Source organism: Candidatus Kurthia intestinigallinarum, assembly GCF_003991225.1.
In the GTDB taxonomy this organism is placed as follows: domain Bacteria; phylum Bacillota; class Bacilli; order Bacillales_A; family Planococcaceae; genus Kurthia; species Kurthia populi.
This window is the reverse complement of the sequence record NZ_JTFC01000042.1, coordinates 150,268-169,833: the sequence shown is the minus strand read 5'-3', so window position 1 is coordinate 169,833 and position 19,566 is coordinate 150,268. Positions and strand designations below refer to the sequence as shown.

Below are 19,566 nucleotides of genomic sequence, written 5' to 3'. Positions count from 1 at the left end.
GTAATAAGGAGGCTACCATGTATAGGTAACCTCCTTTTTTAGCCATTCATCGTTTTTAATGTTAATAAATCCATGACATTATTGATTAAATAGGTAGGCTCTTCTGCTAATAAACTTTCTTGTGAATGGCTACCCCAGGTCACCGCACATGTTTTAATACCAGCCGCCTTTCCCATTTGCAAATCAAATGTCGCATCCCCAATCATGACCGCCCTTTCAAGCGGAAAGTGATGCCGCTGCTGTAGTAGGAAAATACTTTCTGGATTTGGCTTATGCTCTGCGACCATATCGGCACCAATCACATCGCTAAAATAATCACGAATGCCAATGAGTGTGAGGTTGCGTAATAACGCATTACTATGCTTACTAGACGCAACATAGCATGCATCTAGTTTGGAGAGTGTCGCTAAAACTTCGGGAATCCCATCATAGACATGGATATATTCTTGTTCATATTCTTTATATAAAATGCGAAATAATGTAATAAGTTCAGCTAAATCTGTGTCATTGAGTGGTTCAGCTGCCATTGCTTGAAATGATTTTTCAATTGGAATGCCCATATAGTAGATAATGGTTTCATCACTTGGCACGGTTAAGTCTAAGTCGAAATAGGCTTTACGTGTCGCAATTAAACTACATTCACGTGAATCTGCTAATGTACCGTCAAAATCAAAAATAAAGACCATTCTAGCTCACTCCTTTCAAGTCACGTACGTTATTCTTTACCCGAAAAAGGCAAAAGTTGAACAGCATCATAACAGCTAGTACGCAACGCGCTAAATAATTTTTTAAAAATAATAATATCGTCGATTGGTAAAAGAAAAAATTATGAAAGGTTTCGAGTAGAAAATGATATTTATGTCCATTTTATGCGTGTTGTTAGTTTCGGTGATGAGTGTTTTCTATCTTTTGTGTTACAATTGGATACTTTTAGGGTATAGGTTTCAGTAGAAAGGGGAGAAGCATATGCTGAAATTAGAACATTTATCAAAAGTATATCGGGGTGGCAAAAAGGCAGTAGATGACCTCAATATCGAAGTGGAAAAGGGTGAATTCATTGCCTTTATCGGTACGAGTGGGAGTGGGAAGACGACCGCCCTTCGTATGATTAATCGAATGATTGAACCAACAAGTGGTACTATCACATTAAATGGTGAAAATTTGATGAAGAAGAATCCGGTGGCACTACGCCGCTCCATTGGGTATGTTATTCAACAAATTGGCTTAATGCCACATATGACAATCCGCGACAATATTACCCTCGTACCAAAGCTTTTAAAATGGTCAAAAGAGAAGAAGGACCAAAGCGCCGAAACATTAATCGACCTTGTTGACCTTCCTCGTAGTTATTTAGACATGTACCCTGCACAGCTATCTGGTGGTCAGCAGCAAAGAATTGGGGTACTACGTGCACTTGCTGCGAATCAAGACATTATTTTAATGGATGAACCGTTTGGTGCGCTAGATCCTATCACACGCGATACCCTACAAGATTTAATGAAGGACTTACAGCAGCGTTTAGGCAAAACGGTTATTTTTGTGACACATGATATGGATGAAGCCATTAAGCTTGCGGATCGTATTTGCATTATGCATAACGGGCAAATGGTGCAGTTTGATACACCAGATAATATTTTAGCCGCGCCAGCGAATGACTTCGTACGTGAATTTATCGGCTCACATCGCCTGATTCAAAACAAACCAAGTGCCAAACTCGTAGATGATGTAATGATCAAGCCGATTACGATTTCAATGGAGAAAAGCATTGATGAGGCGATTTTAATGATGGTCAAACGTCGTGTTGATACGTTGTTTGTTGTCGATGGAAAAGAACATTTACGTGGCATGATTACAGTCGAGGCCATTACAACGAATCGTAATTCGACAGATACGGTGTCTGATGTGATGACAAAAGATATTTATGCCGTACATACGGGCACCAAACTTCAGGATACTGTACGTCGAATTTTACGTCGTAATTTAAATAATATTCCAGTAATTGATGATGAAAAACATCTTGTGGGGCTTGTCACCCGCGCAAACATTGTCGATATTGTGTATGACACAATTTGGGGCGATGAGGAAACAGAAAAAGCAGAATAGGGGGCGTTATCCATGATGGAATTTATTCAAGCTAATAGTAGCGATATGCTAACGAAAACATGGGAACATCTCTACATTTCGCTAATTGCACTGGGCCTCGGCATTGTTGTTGCAGTACCACTTGGCATTTTGTTATCAAAAACGAACAAGGTCGCGAAAGTCGTTTTATCGATTACAAGCGTGCTGCAAACATTACCATCACTCGCAATTTTAGCGTTAATGATTCCATTTTTAGGCGTGGGGGTTGTCCCTGCAATTATCGCATTATTTATTTACGTACTATTACCGATTTTAAATAATACATACTTAGGTATGCGGTCGGTAAATTCAAACTTAGTCGCTGCGGGAACAAGTATGGGTATGACCCGTTGGCAAACGATTTATATGGTCGAATTGCCGCTTGCGATTCCTGTGATTATGGCAGGGATTCGTCTATCAGCCGTCTATGCCATTTCATGGGCAACACTCGCATCTTATATCGGTGCTGGCGGATTAGGCGACTTTATTTTTAACGGTTTAAACTTATATCAAACAGACTACATCGTAGCAGGGGCTGTCCTTGTTACCGTACTCGCACTACTTGTTGATTTTATTTTAAGCCGTGTTGAAAAATGGGTGACACCAAAAGGCTTGCGTGTCGAACGATAAGGGGGAAGGATAATGAAAAAGCTTATATCACTTTTAGCTTGTAGTATCCTACTCGTTTTAGCGGGATGCTCAAGTCAAAACGCTGTTGAATCAGGAGATCAGGTCACGATTGCGTCTGTTTCTACAACAGAAAGCTCCATTATGGCCTATATGCTACGTGATATGATTGAACATTACACAGATGAAGAAGTAGAGATGATTAATAATTTAGGAACGAGTACGACACTTCACCAGGCAATGCTAAACGGGGATGCGAATGTTTCTGCAACGCGTTATACAGGAACGGATTTAACAGGGGCACTCGGTGAGGACCCCATTTCAGACCCTGATAAAGCATTATCAACGGTTAAAAAGCTAACGAAAGAACGCTTTAATCAAACATTCTTTGATTCGTATGGCTTTGAAAACACCTATGCTTTTTTAGTCACAAAAGAAACAGCAGATAAATATAATTTAAAAACCGTCAGTGATTTAGGGAAGGTCGCAAAAGATTTACAAGCCGGGGTAGATACTTCTTGGATAAACCGCGAAGGGGACGGCTATAAGGGCTTTACACAGGCATATGGTTTTGACTTCAAAAAAGTATATCCAATGCAGATTGGGCTTGTCTATGATGCCCTACAAGCAGGGAAAATGGATGTGGTCCTAGGCTATACAACAGATGGTCGTATTAGCAGCTATGACTTAGTCGTGTTAAAGGATGATAAACAGTTCTTCCCGCCATATGATGCGAGTCCACTGGCAACAGATAAATTACTAGAGAAAAAACCGGAAGTAAAGGCGGCAATTGAGCGCCTAATCGGTAAAGTTTCGACAGAGCAAATGCAGAAGCTAAACTATGAAGCGGATAATGATTTAATTGAGCCGTCAATCGTAGCTGAGCGCTTCTTAGAAGAGCATAATTACTTTAAAGACGATAAAGGAGGCGAGTAAAAATGGCAGATATGAATACACTCGAGCAATTTTTTTACTACCTCTCTGAAAACGGCTCCTATGTAGTACTTCAATTTTTAAATCACTTTTTAACATCGATTTACGGCGTATTGCTTGCGGCAGTTGTTGGTATTCCGATTGGCGTGTTAATTGCGAAGTATGGCAAACTCTCTGGACCGATTATTACAATCGCCAATATTATTCAAACGATACCAGCACTCGCATTACTCGCGATTTTAATGCTTGGTATGGGACTTGGTCGTCCGACGGTTATCGTTGCCGTATTCCTATATGCGTTACTACCCATTATTAAAAATACGTATACCGGCATTACAAATATTAATCAAGATTTAATTGATGCGGGTAAAGGCATGGGCATGACGCGAAGTCAAGTGCTCTATATGATTGAGTTACCGTTATCCTTGTCTGTTATTATCGGTGGTTTGCGCATCGCCCTTGTTGTGGCGATTGGTGTCGTAGCCATCGGGGCATTCATTGGTGCCGGTGGTCTTGGCGATATTATTATTCGCGGGACGAACGCAACAAACGGTACAGCGATTATTTTAGCAGGAGCGATACCGACCGCGTTAATGGCGGTCATTGCTGATATTATTTTAAGCTTTGTTGAGCGTCGATTAGATCCAGTGAAGCGACATAAAAAAGCTTCAACACCAGAAGTACAATCATTAGAGAATTAATAGAGGCTGGGACAAAACACGTTATTTTCTTTTTTTAGCATTCGCAACGAAAAACCGGAATCGCGCTATGGTGCGATTCCGGTTTTTCTTATGCTCATATAAGAGGTTGTTTGAACATATATGTCTAGCCTCTTTTTTACCCTTTAAATTCCTCAAATGGCTGAATCGTTAATTTCATTTGTAAAATGCCTAATTGCTCATCTGATAAGCCATAAAAATCTGTTGCTGCATTATTCAGTGCTGTTACAATGAATGGTCCGAAAATACGCATTGAAAATTTATCTTCATCTGAAGCGATACGGAATGAAAAGCCTTCTTGGTCATATTGCGCGTTTTCATCACAAAATAGTACGACATTTGGTACGACATCATTTAAGCTAGCTGGCGCTAATTTGCGCTCCTCTAAGCCAAGCTGATCTAATGCCCATGTAAAATCAAGCTGACCTTCTTTCGACATTATTTGAACCCCTTGATCGGTTGCGATAAGATAATGCATCTCTAAATCCCCCTAAGTGTTTTTCTTCTAAATTGGAACCATAAAAATATGGAGCGAACATATAAATCAATTAATAATGCGAGCCAGACACCTGCAATGCCCATATTGAGTGTAATACCTAGTACATACACCCCGACAATGCGTAGTCCCCACATACCAACCGCAGTGGCATACATCGGTGTTTTCGTATCACCGGCACCTTGAAGTGCACCAGCTAACACAAAGCTCATCGCCACAGCAGGCTGTGCAAAAGCATCAATGCGTAGCGCCGTGACGATTTGGTCAATGACTACAGGGTCGTCAGTAAACCAGTGTGCCATCCATGGACAAAAAATAAACATGAGCACACCGAGTACAGACATTACAACAATCGTTACAACTGTTGACAGCACCCCGTATTCAAATGCTTCCTTCATACGTTTTGCCCCAATACTAGCGCCAACAAAGGTCGTTGCCACAACCGCCATCCCATACCCAGGCATAAACGTAAATGCCTCAATATTTTCAGCAATCATATGTGCCGCATACGTGTCCGCTCCGATTTTAATAATCAGACCAAAGTACACAACCTGCCCAACACGCATAATGAGTCGTTCTAGTGCAGCGGGTGTAGCTAAAGCTAAGAGCTGCTGCAGGAGTGTTGCATCATTTGGGCTACGCCAACTGAAGCGCAATGCCGTTTTTTGGACCGCTTGATACAGCCAAATACTATTCACGATTCGAATGAGGACAGTCGCATACGCAGCACCCGCCACGCCGCCATCAAGTACGATAATAAAAATATAATCAAGCCCGATATGAATGATGTTCAGGATAAAGCTGATTTTAAGCGGAGTTGTTGTATTACCAGTAGCGCGAATGACGCTTGCGAGCACCATTGTTAACGAAATAAAGAATGCAGGAATACCAACAATGCGTAAATAAACCGCACCTAGCTCAACAATTGCTTCTCCTGCACCCATGACGCGTAGCATATGCTCGGCAAAAAACTGCGTAGCTAATCCAAAGAGAATACCAGAGACAAGCGCGAGAATCGTGGATTGCTTTGCGGTCTGCCGTGCTTTGCTTATATTGTCTGCACCTAAATACCGTGCAATCAGTGACGAAGCGCCGACACCAATTGCCATAAAGATAGCCATATAAATCGCAATAATTGCATTGGCGATACTGACCGCTGTCACTGCATCTAAGCTAACCTTTGAGACAAATAGTGTATCGACAAAACCAACGAGTGTTTGCAAAATGTTTTCAAACATAGCCGGAATGCCCATGACAAGGATAGCTCGTAATTTTTTCTTTCTTGTATTATATTGCTCAAGTTGTAATTTTTCCATCATGCTAAAAGTATAGCACAATAGTTGCGCTTTTCGTCTAGAGCCTTTAGAGTGGATTATAGAAGGCGAGGTTTTTTCATGAAACGTATTGCACTTGACATGGACCAAGTAATGGCGGATTTGGTCGCAAAATTTTTAAGCCGCTTCAATGAAGATTTTGATAAAAACTACACGAAAGAAGATGTTGTAGGCAAACGCTTACCAGAGCTAGACGAACAGGCACCACAAGCATTATACAATTATTACGGGGACCCTACATTCTTCCGCGATTTACCAGTCATGCCACATAGCGTTGAAGTCGTAGAGCGTCTAAGTGAACACTATGAAATTTATATTGCGACAGCAGCAATGGAAGTCCCCCCATCATTTATGGCGAAATTTGAATGGCTACAACAATTTTTCCCAACAATTCCACAACATCAATATGTTTTTTGTGGCGATAAAAGTGTCATTCAAGCAGATTATTTAGTCGATGATACAGCGCTTCAACTAAATCGTTTCAAAGGCACTGGCGTGATGTTTACGGCGCCTCATAATATGAATATGGAGTATCCAATTCGCGTGAATGATTGGCTTGAAATAGAAAAATTTTTCATGGATGAATTAAATAAATAATAAAAACCCCGAGAGGACTTCAACTGCACAAATCCTCTCGGGGTTTTTGTTTAAGATAGTAACGCGAGCTTATTAAAGCGTTTATGCGATTTATAATGATCTCGCGGTAATATGTGTAGCACCTGTTCAATAAAACGTTCGGTATTTAGCTCAATGTCTTGCTCATATGCGGTGATAGCACGTTCAAAGCGAGCACATTGCACTTCATCTTCTAGTACATTCATAACTTGTGCAATAGCAGGTTGGGCTGCGTCAATTGGATAAACAAGCTGTTTTGGTATTAAATAATCCATATTGATTTGTTCTTGCCCCGGTAGCACAGAGGCGACAAAAATAGGTATACGTTTTACAAAAGCTTCTGAAATTGTTACACCACCAGGCTTTGTGATGATACCATCTACTTGCTCATAGAGTGCATTCATCTCTTCTCGGCTAGAAATATACGCAAGTGGTGTCACATTTGGTACCTTACTTGTCTGTAGTGTATCAAAAAGTTTTTGATTATTGCCACATAGCACCGAAAAATGCGTATCTGGATAGGCACTACACTGTGCTGTAAGAGAAGCTATATCCCCTAAACCGCTATTCCCACCCGCTACAAGTAAATGCTTTGCCTTTGAGCTTTTTACTTGTTTCACACGCGTCATAGCTGGATGAACAGGAATACCTGAGATTAAAATTTGCTCCGGTGCAATATTGAATGTTGTTTTTAAATGCTCACCAACTGCTTTTGACGGTACTAAATGAAGATCGACACCGTCCTTTGCCCACACACCCCCTGCAAAAAAGTCCGTATAGGCGTTAATGACAGGCATAGAAATATGCCCTTTCACTTTTAAGTTGCCGACAGCATGCGAAGGGAAACTATGTGTACAAATGACCGCTTCTGGTTTCTTTTCTAAAATGATGCGTTCAAGTGTTTCCTCCATCAAGTTTTCCCATGGTGAAAATGGTTTAAAATTATATGTTTGTTGATTGAATTGCTTCGCGTAAAACTTACTGTACGAGACGGGATGCTTTTGAATCCATGATAAGTAAATACGTGAAATCATTTTTTCAATACGTGGAAATGTATAGTTGAAAATATCGAGCTTTTCCACTTCTTGTGATGGGTCTTGTTTTTTTATATGAGCAGCAATGGCATCTGCCACTTGATGATGCCCAGACTGCATTTGCATAAATGGTAAAATCAAAATCATAATTAACACGTCCTTTACGTCCAAATAAAGTGCGACAAAATGTATTATTTTTTGCTTTGTACTTGTTTACGTTTATGTTTAATAAAGAAAAATAAAATAAATGCAAGGCCAATAAAAATACCGATAAAAGGTAAATATTCATAACGAATTGTCACAACATTGGCAGTAGCATAGCCAAGCATCATAAAAGGCACTACCCATATTGTCGTACCAATTAAACTTACAATGACATAAGGGATAAATGGGATTTTTGAAATACCGGCTAAATAAGGATTAATTTGACGAGCCCCTGGAATAAATAGGCCAATGAGCAATGCTTTTTTATAATTTGCTTCATATTTTTCCTTAAAGGCTTGTACTTTAAAATCACTCATTTTCATTAGTTTCGTTACTTTGTTAAAAACAGGCGCTCCTGCATAACGGCCAACAGCATAACTTGATAAGAAGCCTATAAAGACACCGAAAAATGCGGAAAGAATTGTTGGCAGTGCTGGTAGCGTGTGTTGATGAATTAAAATACCAATAATAACGACCAATGTTTCCTCTGGTGCTGGGATGCCCACGACACCAAAGAAAAGACAAACAAAAATAATTAATGGTCCATAGCTTTCGACAAGAGATAATACATGGCTAGTGTCCATTTTTTTCTAACCACGCTTTCGGGTCTGTGAACTGCTGACCTTCGAGCGTAGCCTGGTGAAGAAACTGCGATAATTGATGCAGCATATAGGCTGGGGCAGTGTCATCTGCTCCAGGGTTTTGTCCACAATCATGCAATACATAAGTTGCGCCGTCTTGACGCTTTGCATGAAGTTTTTGTAATAATGTCGTTTGACATGTACGGATTTTCCAATCGCCAAAAATCCCTGTCCACATAACAGGTGTTAAATTTAGCTTGCGAGATACTGGTAAAGTCGCGAGAGAAATATGACCATAAGTTGGTCGATACAAGGCAACCTTCGACTGTGTAAGGTTTTCTACAACCTCTTTTGCGTGTGCGACTTCTTTATATAAGCCAATAGGTGACAGTCGGTAACTATTTTTATGCGTATAGTGATGAAGTCCAATCACATGGCCTTCTTGTTGCATACGCTTAATTATCTCTGGGTAACGCTCCGCTTTTTCCGCAACAACAAAGAAAATGGCTTTTATTTCGTATTGTTTTAAAAGATCAAGTAGTTGCGGTGTATATGCTGGATTAGGTCCATCATCAAATGTCAACATGACTCCTGGCATACCATTATTCTGCACGATGCCATAGGAAGTACTACGGATAAACACTGTAGGTATGACAGTGTAGGCTGCTGCAAGTCCAACTGCAGCGGCAAGTATTTTTTTCATAATAACCAACCCCTCATAAAATAGAACGTTCAATTTGTAAAAAGGTGTCCTATATTCCATTATTTCGTTGAATATGTTATTTTTCAATGCCTTTTTTGAAAATGCTGGATGAAATAAAAACTTTTTCAGGTAACAAGAACGTCTATTCGTTGAACTAGTTTGGTAAAGGAGCTCCTTACATGACAAAAAGACACGACATACGTGCGCAGTTTGTGGCATGTGTAACGGATTATAAAGACGATTTTTATCGTTTAGCATATAGCTATGTAAAAAATCAGCAGGATGCGCTTGATATTGTGCAAGATGCGATACAAAAAGGCTTACAGGCACTTGAGCGCTTAGAAAAAATGGATTCGATGAAAAGTTGGTTTTATAAAATTGTTGTACGAACAGCTATCGACTTTTTGCGAAAACATAAGCGTGTAACGGTAATGGATGATGACACGCTTGACTATTTACAAAGTGGCGCAGAAGACCATTACGAAGATATCGACTTACACGAGGCACTTGAGCGTTTACCAATCGAATATCGCACTATTATTGTTTTACGTTATTTTGAAGATTTAAAAATCGATGCTATTGCAGAAATAGTAGATGAAAACGTTAATACCGTTAAAACAAGATTGTATCGTGGTTTAAAATTATTACGTATTGAAATAACGGAGGGAACCGTTCATGAATAAAAAATTGCATGAATTACGAGAGGAATACAAAAATATACCGATTCCTGTGGAGTTAGATAAGCTTGTCACAGAAGCATTGCATGAAAAGCCGAAGAAAAAACGGTTTGTATGGCCGATGACAAGCGTCGCAGCAGCAACGGTCTTTGTTGCATCGGTAAACCTAAGCCCTGCAGCAGCGGATACATTATCCAAAATTCCTGGCGTCAAAGAGCTTGTTGAGGTTGTTACATTTGAAGAAGTACATGATGGCAAGGGCACGACAAAAATTGATGTAGCGACACCGAAAGTGAGTGGACTCGAAAACCAAACGCTTGAAAATAACATAAATGCAGACTACCAAGCAACAACAGAAAAACTGTATCAAGAATACAAACAACAAAAGGGACATTTCGCAGTGGCTAGTGATTATAAGACGATTACCGACCATCATGGCATTCTATCGATTGAGCAAACGATTCTACATGTACAAGCATCTGGCTATGAGCAGAAACGCTATGTGACCCTTGATACAAAAAATGAAGCGCTTATTACATTACCGAGTTTATTTAAAGATACTTCTTATATAGAAGTCATTAGTGAAGAGATTATTCGCCAAATGCATGCGCAAATGAAAGCGGATGACAATAAAATATACTTTGTAAATCCGGAACAGGAACCTGTTGATGTTTTCAAAAGTATTCATAAAAATCAACAATTTTATATTAATGATAAAGGCAAGCTCGTCATTTCGTTTGATGAATATGATGTAGCACCAGGCTATATGGGCGCTGTTCAGTTTGTCATTCCAACGAAGGTGATTCAATCGATTTTAGTAGGGGATCGCTATATTCGATAAAAAATAAGGGAAGTACGTTTTGTCGTACTTTCTTTTTTATGTACCAAAAGAGGGTGTGGTAGCCACATAGCAACGAATAATGACTGCGTAGCGTAAATAAGCGGTTTTCATTCTTTTTTCTTCTATATTTCAATCATAAGGAGGCGACAACATACGAGTAGAAATAAAGTCATCATATAAAAAAGACTGGGACAAAACACGTCATCTTCTTGTTTTAAAGATTGCAACAAAAAACGGGAACCGCGCCGTAGCGTAATTCCCGTTTTCTTATGCTCATAGGAGCGGTTGTTTTTGCGTATGTCAAAGTCTCTTTTTACTTATCTTGTCTCTGTATCAAACAATACAATATTAATTTCTGCATTATATTTTTTCTTCTTCAGATTTGATATACAAATAACATCTTTTTTCATGCTGAGTAGGCAGGTAACCGCATGCTATCAAAAAACTTTCTGCTGTCGTTTTGCCAACTTGCTTGAAATAGGCACATAATTGTTCAATTCGGTTTTCTGGTGGTACGACATCAAGGAAATTTTTGAAGCTACCATATTGTTTCTGAATAGTTAGGAGCTGCTGTGCGTTATAAACAGTAGCAGCGATTTTTGCCGTATGCCGGATAATCGATGCGTCCTCTTTCAACTTCTTTTTCTTAGCGTCATCAAACTGCGCAACATGTTTTATCGTAAAATTAGCAAATGCCTGTTTAAAACCGTCGCGTTTTCGGTAAACAGTTGCCCATTTTAAACCTGCCTGGAAAATTTCAAAGGTCAATGCTTCAAAAAGCTCGTCATCGGTTTCTCGCTTTGTTCCCCAAATCTTATCATGATAATGGATGAGATCGGCATCATACTCACACCATCTACAGCGAAACTTTTCCATTGAATCACCTCATATCTTTCGTTTATTATAACAAATATCGAACAAACGTTCTAATTATATGACTTAAAAATATGATACACTTAAAACGCATTAAAGGAGGTTGAAAAATGGACGGCAAAAATCGTAAAGATGTATATAGTGGTCTGAAAGTTGATATTGTATTAAAAAAAGATCAACGTACAGGTAAGACTGTACAAGGAATCGTGAAAGACTTATTAACAAATAGTAGCTCACATCCCCATGGTATTAAAGTACGCTTGACAGACGGGCAAATCGGACGTGTATGTAATACTTATCCGGAGAAATAAACGTGTTAGTTATAGTGTGTCTAAAGGAATTGTCATTTCAGGCAATTCCTCTTTTTTATATTCGTTTAAAACGTTTTCTATCATTAAATTAATAACTTTAGTAAACCTTTTTTATTTTAAATAAGTTAACTAGGTTAATTTAAGGTAACTTTTATAATTAAATAGAATAAAAGTATTTGTTTTAATACATTATTGCTTATACCGATAAGACATACTTACGCGAACTAGCAAAAAAAGGATATTTAATTTTCGATTTCGTTTCAATTCTGAAAAAAAGATGAAAAAGCGCACACATTACGAATTTCGAAATATTTTTAAAATTATATTGAAAATTTGAATAATTATTTCTATAGTTAGAGTATTAGATACAAAGGGGTGCAAGAATGAAAAAATCAAAGTTAATCGTTTCATTAAGTGCGGCATTGCTATTAGCGACAGTGCCATTTACAACAACGGATGTCATGGCAGATGCTAAAGTGGTGGACAAAACTGTACCTGTGCAGTTTTTAGGCATGAATGATTTACACGGTTATATCGATGGCAACAACAAAAAAGATGCCAATGGTGCCGCAATTGGGGGTATGGCTTCTCTTGCATATCATTTCGAACAAGAAAAGGCAGCTTTTGCAAAGGCAAATAAATTAAAAGCAACTAAAAATTCATTAGCGATTCAAGCGGGTGATTTAGTTGGTGGTTCTCCTGCAATTTCCGGGCTACTACAAGACGAGCCTGTTATGAATATCGTCAATGCAATGAATTTCTCTGTAGGTGCTTTAGGGAATCATGAATTCGATGAAGGCATTGATGAATTTAAGCGACTTCTTAAAGGAGACGCACCAATTAAAAACGTTACACAAAATTATGAGCTCGTGAAAGATTATCAGTATAATAAATCGTCTATGGATGTCCTATCAGCAAATATTAATGACAAAAAAACAAATAAGCTTTTAAAAGGCTTTAAACCATATGTGATTAAAAAGGTAGACGGCGTTAAAGTCGCCTTTATTGGCGTGGTCACACCAAGTATTAAAGATGTTGTGCTGGCACAACATACACAGGATATCGACATTGTAGATCCTGGGAAGGCTGTTGCGAAATATACAAAAGAGTTGCGCAAAAAAGGCGTAAAAGCAATTACTGTTGTGGCACATGCTTCTGTATCAGCGAATAAAGAAGCAAATTCTTCTATTCCAACACAAAAAGATGAGCAATTAACAGGTGAAGTAATCGACATGCTAAAAACGGTGAATAAGCTCGATCCGAAAAACTCAATTGACGTCGTATTTGGTGGTCATAATCATGCGTATGCAAATGATACATACAAAAAGGTGCGTATCGTTCAAGCTTATAATTATGGTGAAGCCTATTCGGTTGTAAACGGTAAAATTAGCAAGAAAACAAAGGATTTTGTTTCTACTCCATCGGCAACGATTAAATACAATTATACACAGCCTGCTGATGTATTGAATTCAAATAAAGTATCGAAAAAGGTTAATAAAATTGTCACAGAGGCGAAAACAATCGTTGGGAAAATTATGGACCAACCAATTGCTACCTTAGACGTTGATAGCTTATCAAAAACCGCACCAACAAAAGTACGCCCGACCGACCAGTACCCTATCGGCGGCTCTGAAGTCGGTAACTTAGTAACAGATGCACAGCTAGATTATGCGCGTTCAATTGATGCAGAAGTAGACTTTGCATTTACAAACTCTGGTGGTGTACGCTCAAACTTAAATGGTATCGCAAGTGCTAATGGCTTTACAGTTACACGCGGTGCAGCACAAGCTGTACAACCATTTGGCAATACATTAAACATCATTGAATTAACAGGCGCACAAGTAAAAGCAGCAATTAATGACCAATTCATCGGTGGTTATGGTTTAGAAATGGCGGGGTTAAACTATACATTTAATGAAAATGGCGTCGTTGATGTTTTTGTGAACGGACAAAAAATCGATGAAGATCGTATCTATAAAGCGGCATTAAATGACTTCTTACTAGGAGGCGGCGATAAATTCCCAACCTTCATTGGCGCAAAAGTGACACAATATTTAGGTGTTGATACAGATATTTTCATTAATTATGTTGAAAAAATAGGGACTATTAAAAAAGAAGATGTCTCGACATTACGTTTAGAACGTGTAGAATAATGCAAAAAAGACAGCTCCTATTCACTGGGGCTGTCTTTTTTTATAAAATGTACATCGATTCCTCAAATTCATGCTAAAATAGGCGTTGCGAAATGCTAGGAGGAAACAATGAATACACAAGATTATAAATGGGTCACACAAGGACGAGACGTTATTATGGCGCAATGCGCACAATTAAGTGAGGCACAATTAGCACAATCACATGGCTTTGCATTAGATAGCGTTAAAGATACATTATTACACATTACAAAATGCTATCGTAACTGGATTGGCTCATTTTTATTAGGCAATGATTCTATTGAGGACTTCCCCGTAGAGATTGTAGAAAAAATGACATTAGCTGATATTCAAGAAGTATATGTACTAGTTGATAAATACGTCGCATTAGCCCTTCGAACATTTGAAGATTCGATGGATGTGATGACTTCTTCCGCATCTGACTTTAAACCAACTGTACAAAAAACACCACATCATCTTTTATTACACGCGTTCACTCATGAATGTCATCACCAAGGTCAAATAACCGCTATGCTAAGCTTAATGGGACATACGCCAAACAATACGAATATCGTTTTATTTTTTGACATCAATCGCAATTGCATAACTAACATCACCTTTATCCCATCTTGCTGAAATGGTATACATATATAGTCCCTTTTTAATCGGTGCTTTAAATGTCTGATTTTCTCTTTTTACGTCAATTGAATGCCCCGCTTCATCTTCTAATAATATACTTTCAGAATCTCCTACTGGCTTTTTACTAAATTGATAGCTCATTATAGCCCCTGGTTTCACAACAGTTGGTGTAATAAATCCCTCTTTCACCATTTGTGTCGGTGCTATTTTATCGACACATTCACTTGATATTAAGCTACTCCAGCAATAAGTTCCTTGTGTGACTTCTACTATCTTATTATCCGCTTTAACTGATAGTGAAGGAATCCCTGTTGCATAATTCCAATAAATAGCGCCACCAATCATTACCATAATAACAACAATTAATGTTATTTTTTTCATTTATACTCCCCTAACTGATTTGCAATATCAAATGGATTTTCCGTAAGTACATCATGTCCGGTGTCCACACGTATACAATTTGTTTGCAGCAGTGTTGTCATAAATCGCTGCATGGCTTTTTGGCGCACTTGTTCGGCTTCTATAGGCTGAGTCGCAATAAATAATGTGATCGGTTGCATAAGTGCTGGTAGTTTAAATTGATAGCTTATTTTTGTATAGGCAACCGCTGTTTTCTCCGATACCTTTAATTGCACATGTCCATCTGTATGATGAAAACGTTGGAACACCGCTTCTTCAAGAACATCATTCCATCTTAGTGCCTCTTCTTTTTCAGCTTCTACTGCCGCTTCAAAAGTTGGAAACTGCATTTGGGCGATAAACTGCCTAGCGCCTTCGATTTCTTGCTCGAGCGATACGCCAAAATCTGCCGACTGTAAATAGCCACCATCTAATAACACTAGATGCGCTACATTTTTCGGAAAGCGCTGTGCATAAGCTAAGCAGATGATTGCGCCAAGTGAATGCCCGACTAACATGACAGGCTCGGTCACCTTATGATGTAGCCATGCCACTAGCTCCTCCATTGTAAAATCAGCTAACGCTTCTTCCTCACCATGTCCAGGCAAATCATAGGCCTCTATATCCTCATTCGGTAATAGCTGTTGCAACTCTTTAAAATAATGCTTCGTACCCCCTAATCCATGTAAACAAACCCATTTCATTTTCTTTCCCCCTTAAGTATAAGTATATCACCTATATTTCCTTTAAATTAAAATAACTACCATTTTTGCAAATGTGTAGCAACACTAACACCATATTGCAAGCGCTAACATAGGCGCGGTGAAAAGATTTGTACTCCTGTTTACTAATTGTTATATTTGGAATAAATAAGGATATTAGGAGGTATTTGTATGGTTAATTGGACAGCAGAATATGATGTGGTAGTCGTTGGTTCAGGGGCAAGTGGCTTTGCTGCAGCTATCACCGCTAAAAATGAGGGGCTAAAAACATTACTTATCGAGAAAGAAGCAGTATTTGGCGGTGCATCGGCGCTTTCTGGAGGCGGTGTCTGGATTCCAAACAATCGCTATTTAGTCGAAGCAGGCGTGGCTGATTCTTATGAAGATGCTAAAAATTATTTAGATTCAACGGTTGGAGATCGTGTATCCGACGACATGAAAGAAACGTATTTAAAACGCGGTATTGAAATGCTCGATTATTTTCATGAGCTAAGCCCTCACATGCGTTATAGCTACGCCAATAACTACTCAGACTATTATCCAAATCGTAAAGGTGGCAAGGGACGTGGCCGTTCGATTGAGCCGCTATTATTCGATTTAAATGAACTAGGTGACTGGCAAAAGCTAATGCGCCCCCCTGCAATGGATACAAAGGGCTTTGTTATGACAGGTCAAGACTTCCATAAAGTGAATATGATTTCTCGTACATGGAAGGGCAAGCTACGTTCGCTTACACTTGGCTGGCGTCTTATGCAACATATCGTCTTGAAAAAAGAATTTGGTGCATTAGGGCAAGCATTAATCGGACGCTTAGCCCTAGCTTATAAAGAGCTAGGTGGCGAAATATGGGTCAACTGTGGCTTTGAAGACTTTATTTATGAGGAGGACCGTGTTATCGGCATTACAGCAAATAAAGACGGCCAAGCGATTTCATTAAAAGCGAATAAGGGGGTCATTTTAGGAAGCGGCGGGTTTTCACGTAATCAAGCATACCGGGAAAAATATTTACCGCAGCCAACTAATGCGGCATGGTCCTCATCACCGGAGGGACAAACAGGTGATATTATCACACCTGCTGAAAAATTAGGGGCACAATTTGATTTAATGGACCGTGTATGGGGGGCTCCGTCCTTCCTTGACCATAAGGGCCGTCCATTTTTCCTTGTGGCAGACCGCGGTATTCCAAATATGATTATCGTTGACCAGCAAGGAAATCGCTTTATTGATGAGCCAACACCTTATCATGAATTTGTCGATGTCATGTATGCGCATGAAAAAGAAGCAGGCTCGGTTCCTTCGTGGCTGATTTTAGATAAAAAGGCTAAGAAACGCTATATTTTCGCCGGTTTATTCCCAGGACAGGATTTCCCACAAGCCTATTATGACAATGATATCGTTTTATCGGCGCCAACCATTGCAGAACTGGCACAAAAGATGGAAGTTCCGGTAGATGCTCTACAGCACACAATCGAGCGTTTCAATGGCTTTGCTCGCAATGGCATCGATGAAGATTTCCACCGAGGTGAATCCGCACATGACCGCTACTACGGTGATCCGACGCTTAAAAATCCAAATCTAGATGTTATTGAAGAAGCGCCTTTTTATGCGATGCGTGTCTACCCAGGCGATATTGGCACAAAAGGAGGCGTAGTTATTGATACACAGGCGCGTATTTTAAAAACAGATGGTCAACCAATTAATGGCGTCTATGCGGCTGGTAACTGCTCCGCTTCGGTGATGGGCGAATCTTACCCCGGCCCAGGCGCAACGCTTGGACCAGGTATGACATTTGGCTATATTGCCGCAAAACATTGTAATCGCTAATCACAAAAAAAGCAGTGGACTCGATCGAGTCCACTGCTTTTTTTAACGACTTGGTGATAAGCTCACCTGATTATTCGTTTGAGTTGTTAACGGCGCAAGAAATGTATACCTATCTTCCCTAGCGGTTATTATCATCTTCTACATTGGCTTCAAAATTTTCTAATTCCTCAGCAGAAATCGTCTCAATAGGCATTGGATAATCCTCTTCTAATGCTTGCTCTGGCTCAGATTTTGCCGATAAATAATTACGACCATAGGATGCATTTGTTTCAAGTAAATCTTTCACATCAATCCCAGTCGTTTCTTTTAGGGATTTTTGGACCATGGCCATGACACCGACTGTATTTCCCGCGACGCTTTGTACACCGCCTCCTTCTGCTCCAAAATCCATCACCTGTACATTATCAATCGATGCAAGTGGCTCTGCAACGGCGCGCGCAAAATCTGGCAATACTTTAATTAACATTTCTGCAATCGCTGCCTCACCGTATTCCTTCATTGCTTCAGCTTTCATCTTAATCGCTTCCGCCTCAGCAATCCCCTTCTCACGTATCGCATCAATTTCGATTTGATTTTTACGTGCAACCGCATCATTTTCTACTTTTAACTGAAGTTCCTTAGAACGCGCATCGGCTTCTGCTGTACGCTCTGCAATACGTGCTCTCGCATCACTCGCGATGACATCCTTTTCTGCAATGATTTGCGCATCAATAACTGCCTGCTGTTTTGCTAACTCTTTCAGCTCTAATTGTGAATTTTCACGTTCCCGCTTTGCCTGTGTTTCCTTTTCAATTAAATCGAGTTCTAGCTCAGCTTGCTTTTTCTCATAGGCTTGCTTTGCAATCGCACGTTGCTCATTTAGTTCACGCTCACGACGTGTTTTTTCAAGCTCTAAATCATTTGCAGCTTTTGTCTGCTCTAATTGTAAATCCGTCCGTTGACGTGTAATTTCAATATCCGATTCATTTTTCGCACGTTCTGTTAACTGCGCATTACTCGCTTTATTCTCCTCAATTTGACGCTCTGCATCAGAACGTGCATTTTGTGCCTGTTTTGACGATTCAGCAAGCTTTGTAATCCCTAAGTTTTTCAAATAGCCAAGCTCTGAATCGTATTCATCTGCATCTAATACACGGTCTAATGAAAAGTTAACAACATTGAAGCCCATTGCCTTTAGATCTGCCTCTGATTTTTCTTGTACGACTTGAATAAAGTTTTCTCGCGCATTATTTACTTCAAGCGCTTCTTGCTCGGCAACTGTGGTACGCAGCTTGCCTTCTAGAATAACACGTAATTCTTTTGAAATTTCCTCTTCTGCCTTACCCATGAATTGCTCCGCAAATTTAATAACAGATTCAAGCTCATCGGCTACTTTAATGGTAGACGTTGCATGAACAGTAATCGGTACTTCATCTCGCGTTAAAATCCCTTCTGCTTTTAATGGAATTTGGAATGAGTTCAGTGAAATAGAATCAGCAGATTGGAATGGCGTAACAAGTACCGTGCCCCCACGTACAACACGAAGGCGACGACCATCTTTAATATAGACGCCCGCTTCCCCCTCTTTCCCGATATTTTTACCGGAAATAATTAATGCCTCGTTCGGCGCGACCTTTTTATACCCGAATTTAAACATGTAACTTCCCCCTTTTTCGTGGTGGATATAATTTCCACTTACTATAAGTTTATGGGAATTGATTACTCATTTCAATGCATAGCCGGTAGGACGGTGCTGAATCACTACTATTTCTAGGTACTCTCTA

At 39.5% G+C, this 19,566-nt stretch carries 21 protein-coding genes; 11 read left to right on the top strand and 10 right to left on the bottom strand.

The features are described 5' to 3' along the window. Nucleotides 1-38: 38 nt before the first annotated feature. A complete protein-coding gene (locus QI30_RS17355; protein WP_126991843.1) occupies nt 39-686 on the bottom strand; it encodes an HAD family hydrolase in 648 nt (215 codons plus the stop codon). A 280-nt stretch (nt 687-966) separates the two neighbouring features. Between QI30_RS17355 and QI30_RS17350 the strand changes: the two genes are divergently transcribed. The 4 genes from QI30_RS17350 to QI30_RS17335 are packed head-to-tail and all read left to right on the top strand — an operon-like array spanning nt 967 to nt 4,382. Further along, nucleotides 967-2,103, top strand: a complete 1,137-nt coding sequence (locus QI30_RS17350) for a betaine/proline/choline family ABC transporter ATP-binding protein (RefSeq protein WP_126991842.1) — start codon at nt 967-969, stop codon at nt 2,101-2,103. A 12-nt stretch (nt 2,104-2,115) separates the two neighbouring features. Next, on the top strand, nt 2,116-2,751 hold the full coding sequence (locus tag QI30_RS17345; RefSeq protein WP_126991841.1) for an ABC transporter permease: 636 nt from the start codon (nt 2,116-2,118) through the stop codon (nt 2,749-2,751). A 12-nt stretch (nt 2,752-2,763) separates the two neighbouring features. Continuing rightward, nucleotides 2,764-3,684, top strand: coding sequence for an osmoprotectant ABC transporter substrate-binding protein (locus QI30_RS17340; protein WP_126991840.1), 921 nt, complete (start codon nt 2,764-2,766; stop codon nt 3,682-3,684). A 2-nt stretch (nt 3,685-3,686) separates the two neighbouring features. Further along, nucleotides 3,687-4,382: an ABC transporter permease gene (locus QI30_RS17335; protein ID WP_126991839.1), complete on the top strand. Its 696-nt coding sequence runs from the start codon at nt 3,687-3,689 to the stop codon at nt 4,380-4,382. 136 nt (nt 4,383-4,518) lie between these two features. Here the strand turns inward: QI30_RS17335 and QI30_RS17330 are convergent, their stop codons facing one another. Together QI30_RS17330 and QI30_RS17325 are read right to left on the bottom strand one after the other, a co-directional pair. Next, on the bottom strand, nt 4,519-4,878 hold the full coding sequence (locus QI30_RS17330) for a hypothetical protein (protein WP_126991838.1): 360 nt from the start codon (nt 4,876-4,878) through the stop codon (nt 4,519-4,521). Between the two features lie 2 nt (nt 4,879-4,880). After that, complete coding sequence (locus tag QI30_RS17325) at nt 4,881-6,215, bottom strand: MATE family efflux transporter (protein WP_370323631.1); 1,335 nt, start codon at nt 6,213-6,215, stop codon at nt 4,881-4,883. A 75-nt stretch (nt 6,216-6,290) separates the two neighbouring features. Between QI30_RS17325 and QI30_RS17320 the strand changes: the two genes are divergently transcribed. Next, a complete protein-coding gene (locus tag QI30_RS17320; protein WP_126991836.1) occupies nt 6,291-6,827 on the top strand; it encodes a 5' nucleotidase, NT5C type in 537 nt (178 codons plus the stop codon). Nucleotides 6,828-6,877: 50 nt separating this feature from the next. Here QI30_RS17320 and QI30_RS17315 read toward each other — a convergent pair whose 3' ends face one another. Genes QI30_RS17315 through QI30_RS17305 form a run of 3 tightly spaced genes read right to left on the bottom strand, consistent with a single transcriptional unit; the run spans nt 6,878 to nt 9,367 of the window. Beyond that, nucleotides 6,878-8,026: an MGDG synthase family glycosyltransferase gene (locus QI30_RS17315; protein ID WP_126991835.1), complete on the bottom strand. Its 1,149-nt coding sequence runs from the start codon at nt 8,024-8,026 to the stop codon at nt 6,878-6,880. A 44-nt stretch (nt 8,027-8,070) separates the two neighbouring features. Continuing rightward, nucleotides 8,071-8,667, bottom strand: coding sequence for a DedA family protein (locus QI30_RS17310; RefSeq protein WP_126991834.1), 597 nt, complete (start codon nt 8,665-8,667; stop codon nt 8,071-8,073). Further along, nucleotides 8,657-9,367 carry a polysaccharide deacetylase family protein gene (locus tag QI30_RS17305; protein ID WP_126991833.1) on the bottom strand — a complete coding sequence of 237 codons (711 nt, stop codon included), beginning with the start codon at nt 9,365-9,367 and terminating at the stop codon, nt 8,657-8,659. Before QI30_RS17305 ends, QI30_RS17310 begins: the two co-directional genes overlap by 11 nt. Before the next feature lie 179 nt (nt 9,368-9,546). Here QI30_RS17305 and QI30_RS17300 point away from each other — a divergent pair, with 179 nt between their 5' ends. Both QI30_RS17300 and QI30_RS17295 read left to right on the top strand, forming a co-directional pair. After that, nucleotides 9,547-10,050: an RNA polymerase sigma factor gene (locus tag QI30_RS17300; RefSeq protein ID WP_126991832.1), complete on the top strand. Its 504-nt coding sequence runs from the start codon at nt 9,547-9,549 to the stop codon at nt 10,048-10,050. Further along, complete coding sequence (locus QI30_RS17295) at nt 10,043-10,885, top strand: DUF3298 and DUF4163 domain-containing protein (RefSeq protein ID WP_126991831.1); 843 nt, start codon at nt 10,043-10,045, stop codon at nt 10,883-10,885. The genes QI30_RS17300 and QI30_RS17295 overlap by 8 nt, the downstream gene beginning before the upstream one ends. A 360-nt stretch (nt 10,886-11,245) precedes the next feature. Here the strand turns inward: QI30_RS17295 and QI30_RS17290 are convergent, their stop codons facing one another. Continuing rightward, entirely contained in the window at nt 11,246-11,761 is a 516-nt protein-coding gene (locus QI30_RS17290; protein WP_126991830.1) for a DNA-3-methyladenine glycosylase I, read from the bottom strand. A 107-nt stretch (nt 11,762-11,868) separates the two neighbouring features. On the opposite strand from QI30_RS17290, the gene QI30_RS17285 reads away from it, so the two are divergent. From QI30_RS17285 to QI30_RS17275, 3 genes are all read left to right on the top strand, one after another. After that, on the top strand, nt 11,869-12,069 hold the full coding sequence (locus QI30_RS17285) for a YwbE family protein (protein WP_126991829.1): 201 nt from the start codon (nt 11,869-11,871) through the stop codon (nt 12,067-12,069). A 383-nt stretch (nt 12,070-12,452) separates the two neighbouring features. Next, nucleotides 12,453-14,222 carry a bifunctional metallophosphatase/5'-nucleotidase gene (locus QI30_RS17280; protein WP_126991828.1) on the top strand — a complete coding sequence of 590 codons (1,770 nt, stop codon included), beginning with the start codon at nt 12,453-12,455 and terminating at the stop codon, nt 14,220-14,222. A 108-nt stretch (nt 14,223-14,330) separates the two neighbouring features. Then, the gene (locus QI30_RS17275) at nt 14,331-14,855 is read left to right on the top strand and encodes a DinB family protein (RefSeq protein WP_126991827.1); all 525 of its coding nucleotides are present in this window, start codon (nt 14,331-14,333) and stop codon (nt 14,853-14,855) included. On the opposite strand, the gene QI30_RS17270 is transcribed toward QI30_RS17275, so the two are convergent. Both QI30_RS17270 and QI30_RS17265 read right to left on the bottom strand, forming a co-directional pair. After that, nucleotides 14,796-15,239 (bottom strand): hypothetical protein, encoded by a 444-nt coding sequence (locus QI30_RS17270; protein ID WP_126991826.1) that lies wholly within the window; start codon nt 15,237-15,239, stop codon nt 14,796-14,798. The two genes, QI30_RS17275 and QI30_RS17270, sit on opposite strands and share 60 nt — an antisense overlap. After that, nucleotides 15,236-15,961 carry an alpha/beta fold hydrolase gene (locus tag QI30_RS17265; RefSeq protein WP_126991825.1) on the bottom strand — a complete coding sequence of 242 codons (726 nt, stop codon included), beginning with the start codon at nt 15,959-15,961 and terminating at the stop codon, nt 15,236-15,238. Before QI30_RS17265 ends, QI30_RS17270 begins: the two co-directional genes overlap by 4 nt. A gap of 189 nt (nt 15,962-16,150) precedes the next feature. On the opposite strand from QI30_RS17265, the gene QI30_RS17260 reads away from it, so the two are divergent. Next, the gene (locus QI30_RS17260) at nt 16,151-17,803 is read left to right on the top strand and encodes an FAD-dependent oxidoreductase (protein WP_126991824.1); all 1,653 of its coding nucleotides are present in this window, start codon (nt 16,151-16,153) and stop codon (nt 17,801-17,803) included. Nucleotides 17,804-17,921: 118 nt separating this feature from the next. On the opposite strand, the gene QI30_RS17255 is transcribed toward QI30_RS17260, so the two are convergent. Next, nucleotides 17,922-19,439, bottom strand: a complete 1,518-nt coding sequence (locus QI30_RS17255) for a flotillin family protein (protein ID WP_126991823.1) — start codon at nt 19,437-19,439, stop codon at nt 17,922-17,924. Nucleotides 19,440-19,566: the final 127 nt, after the last annotated feature.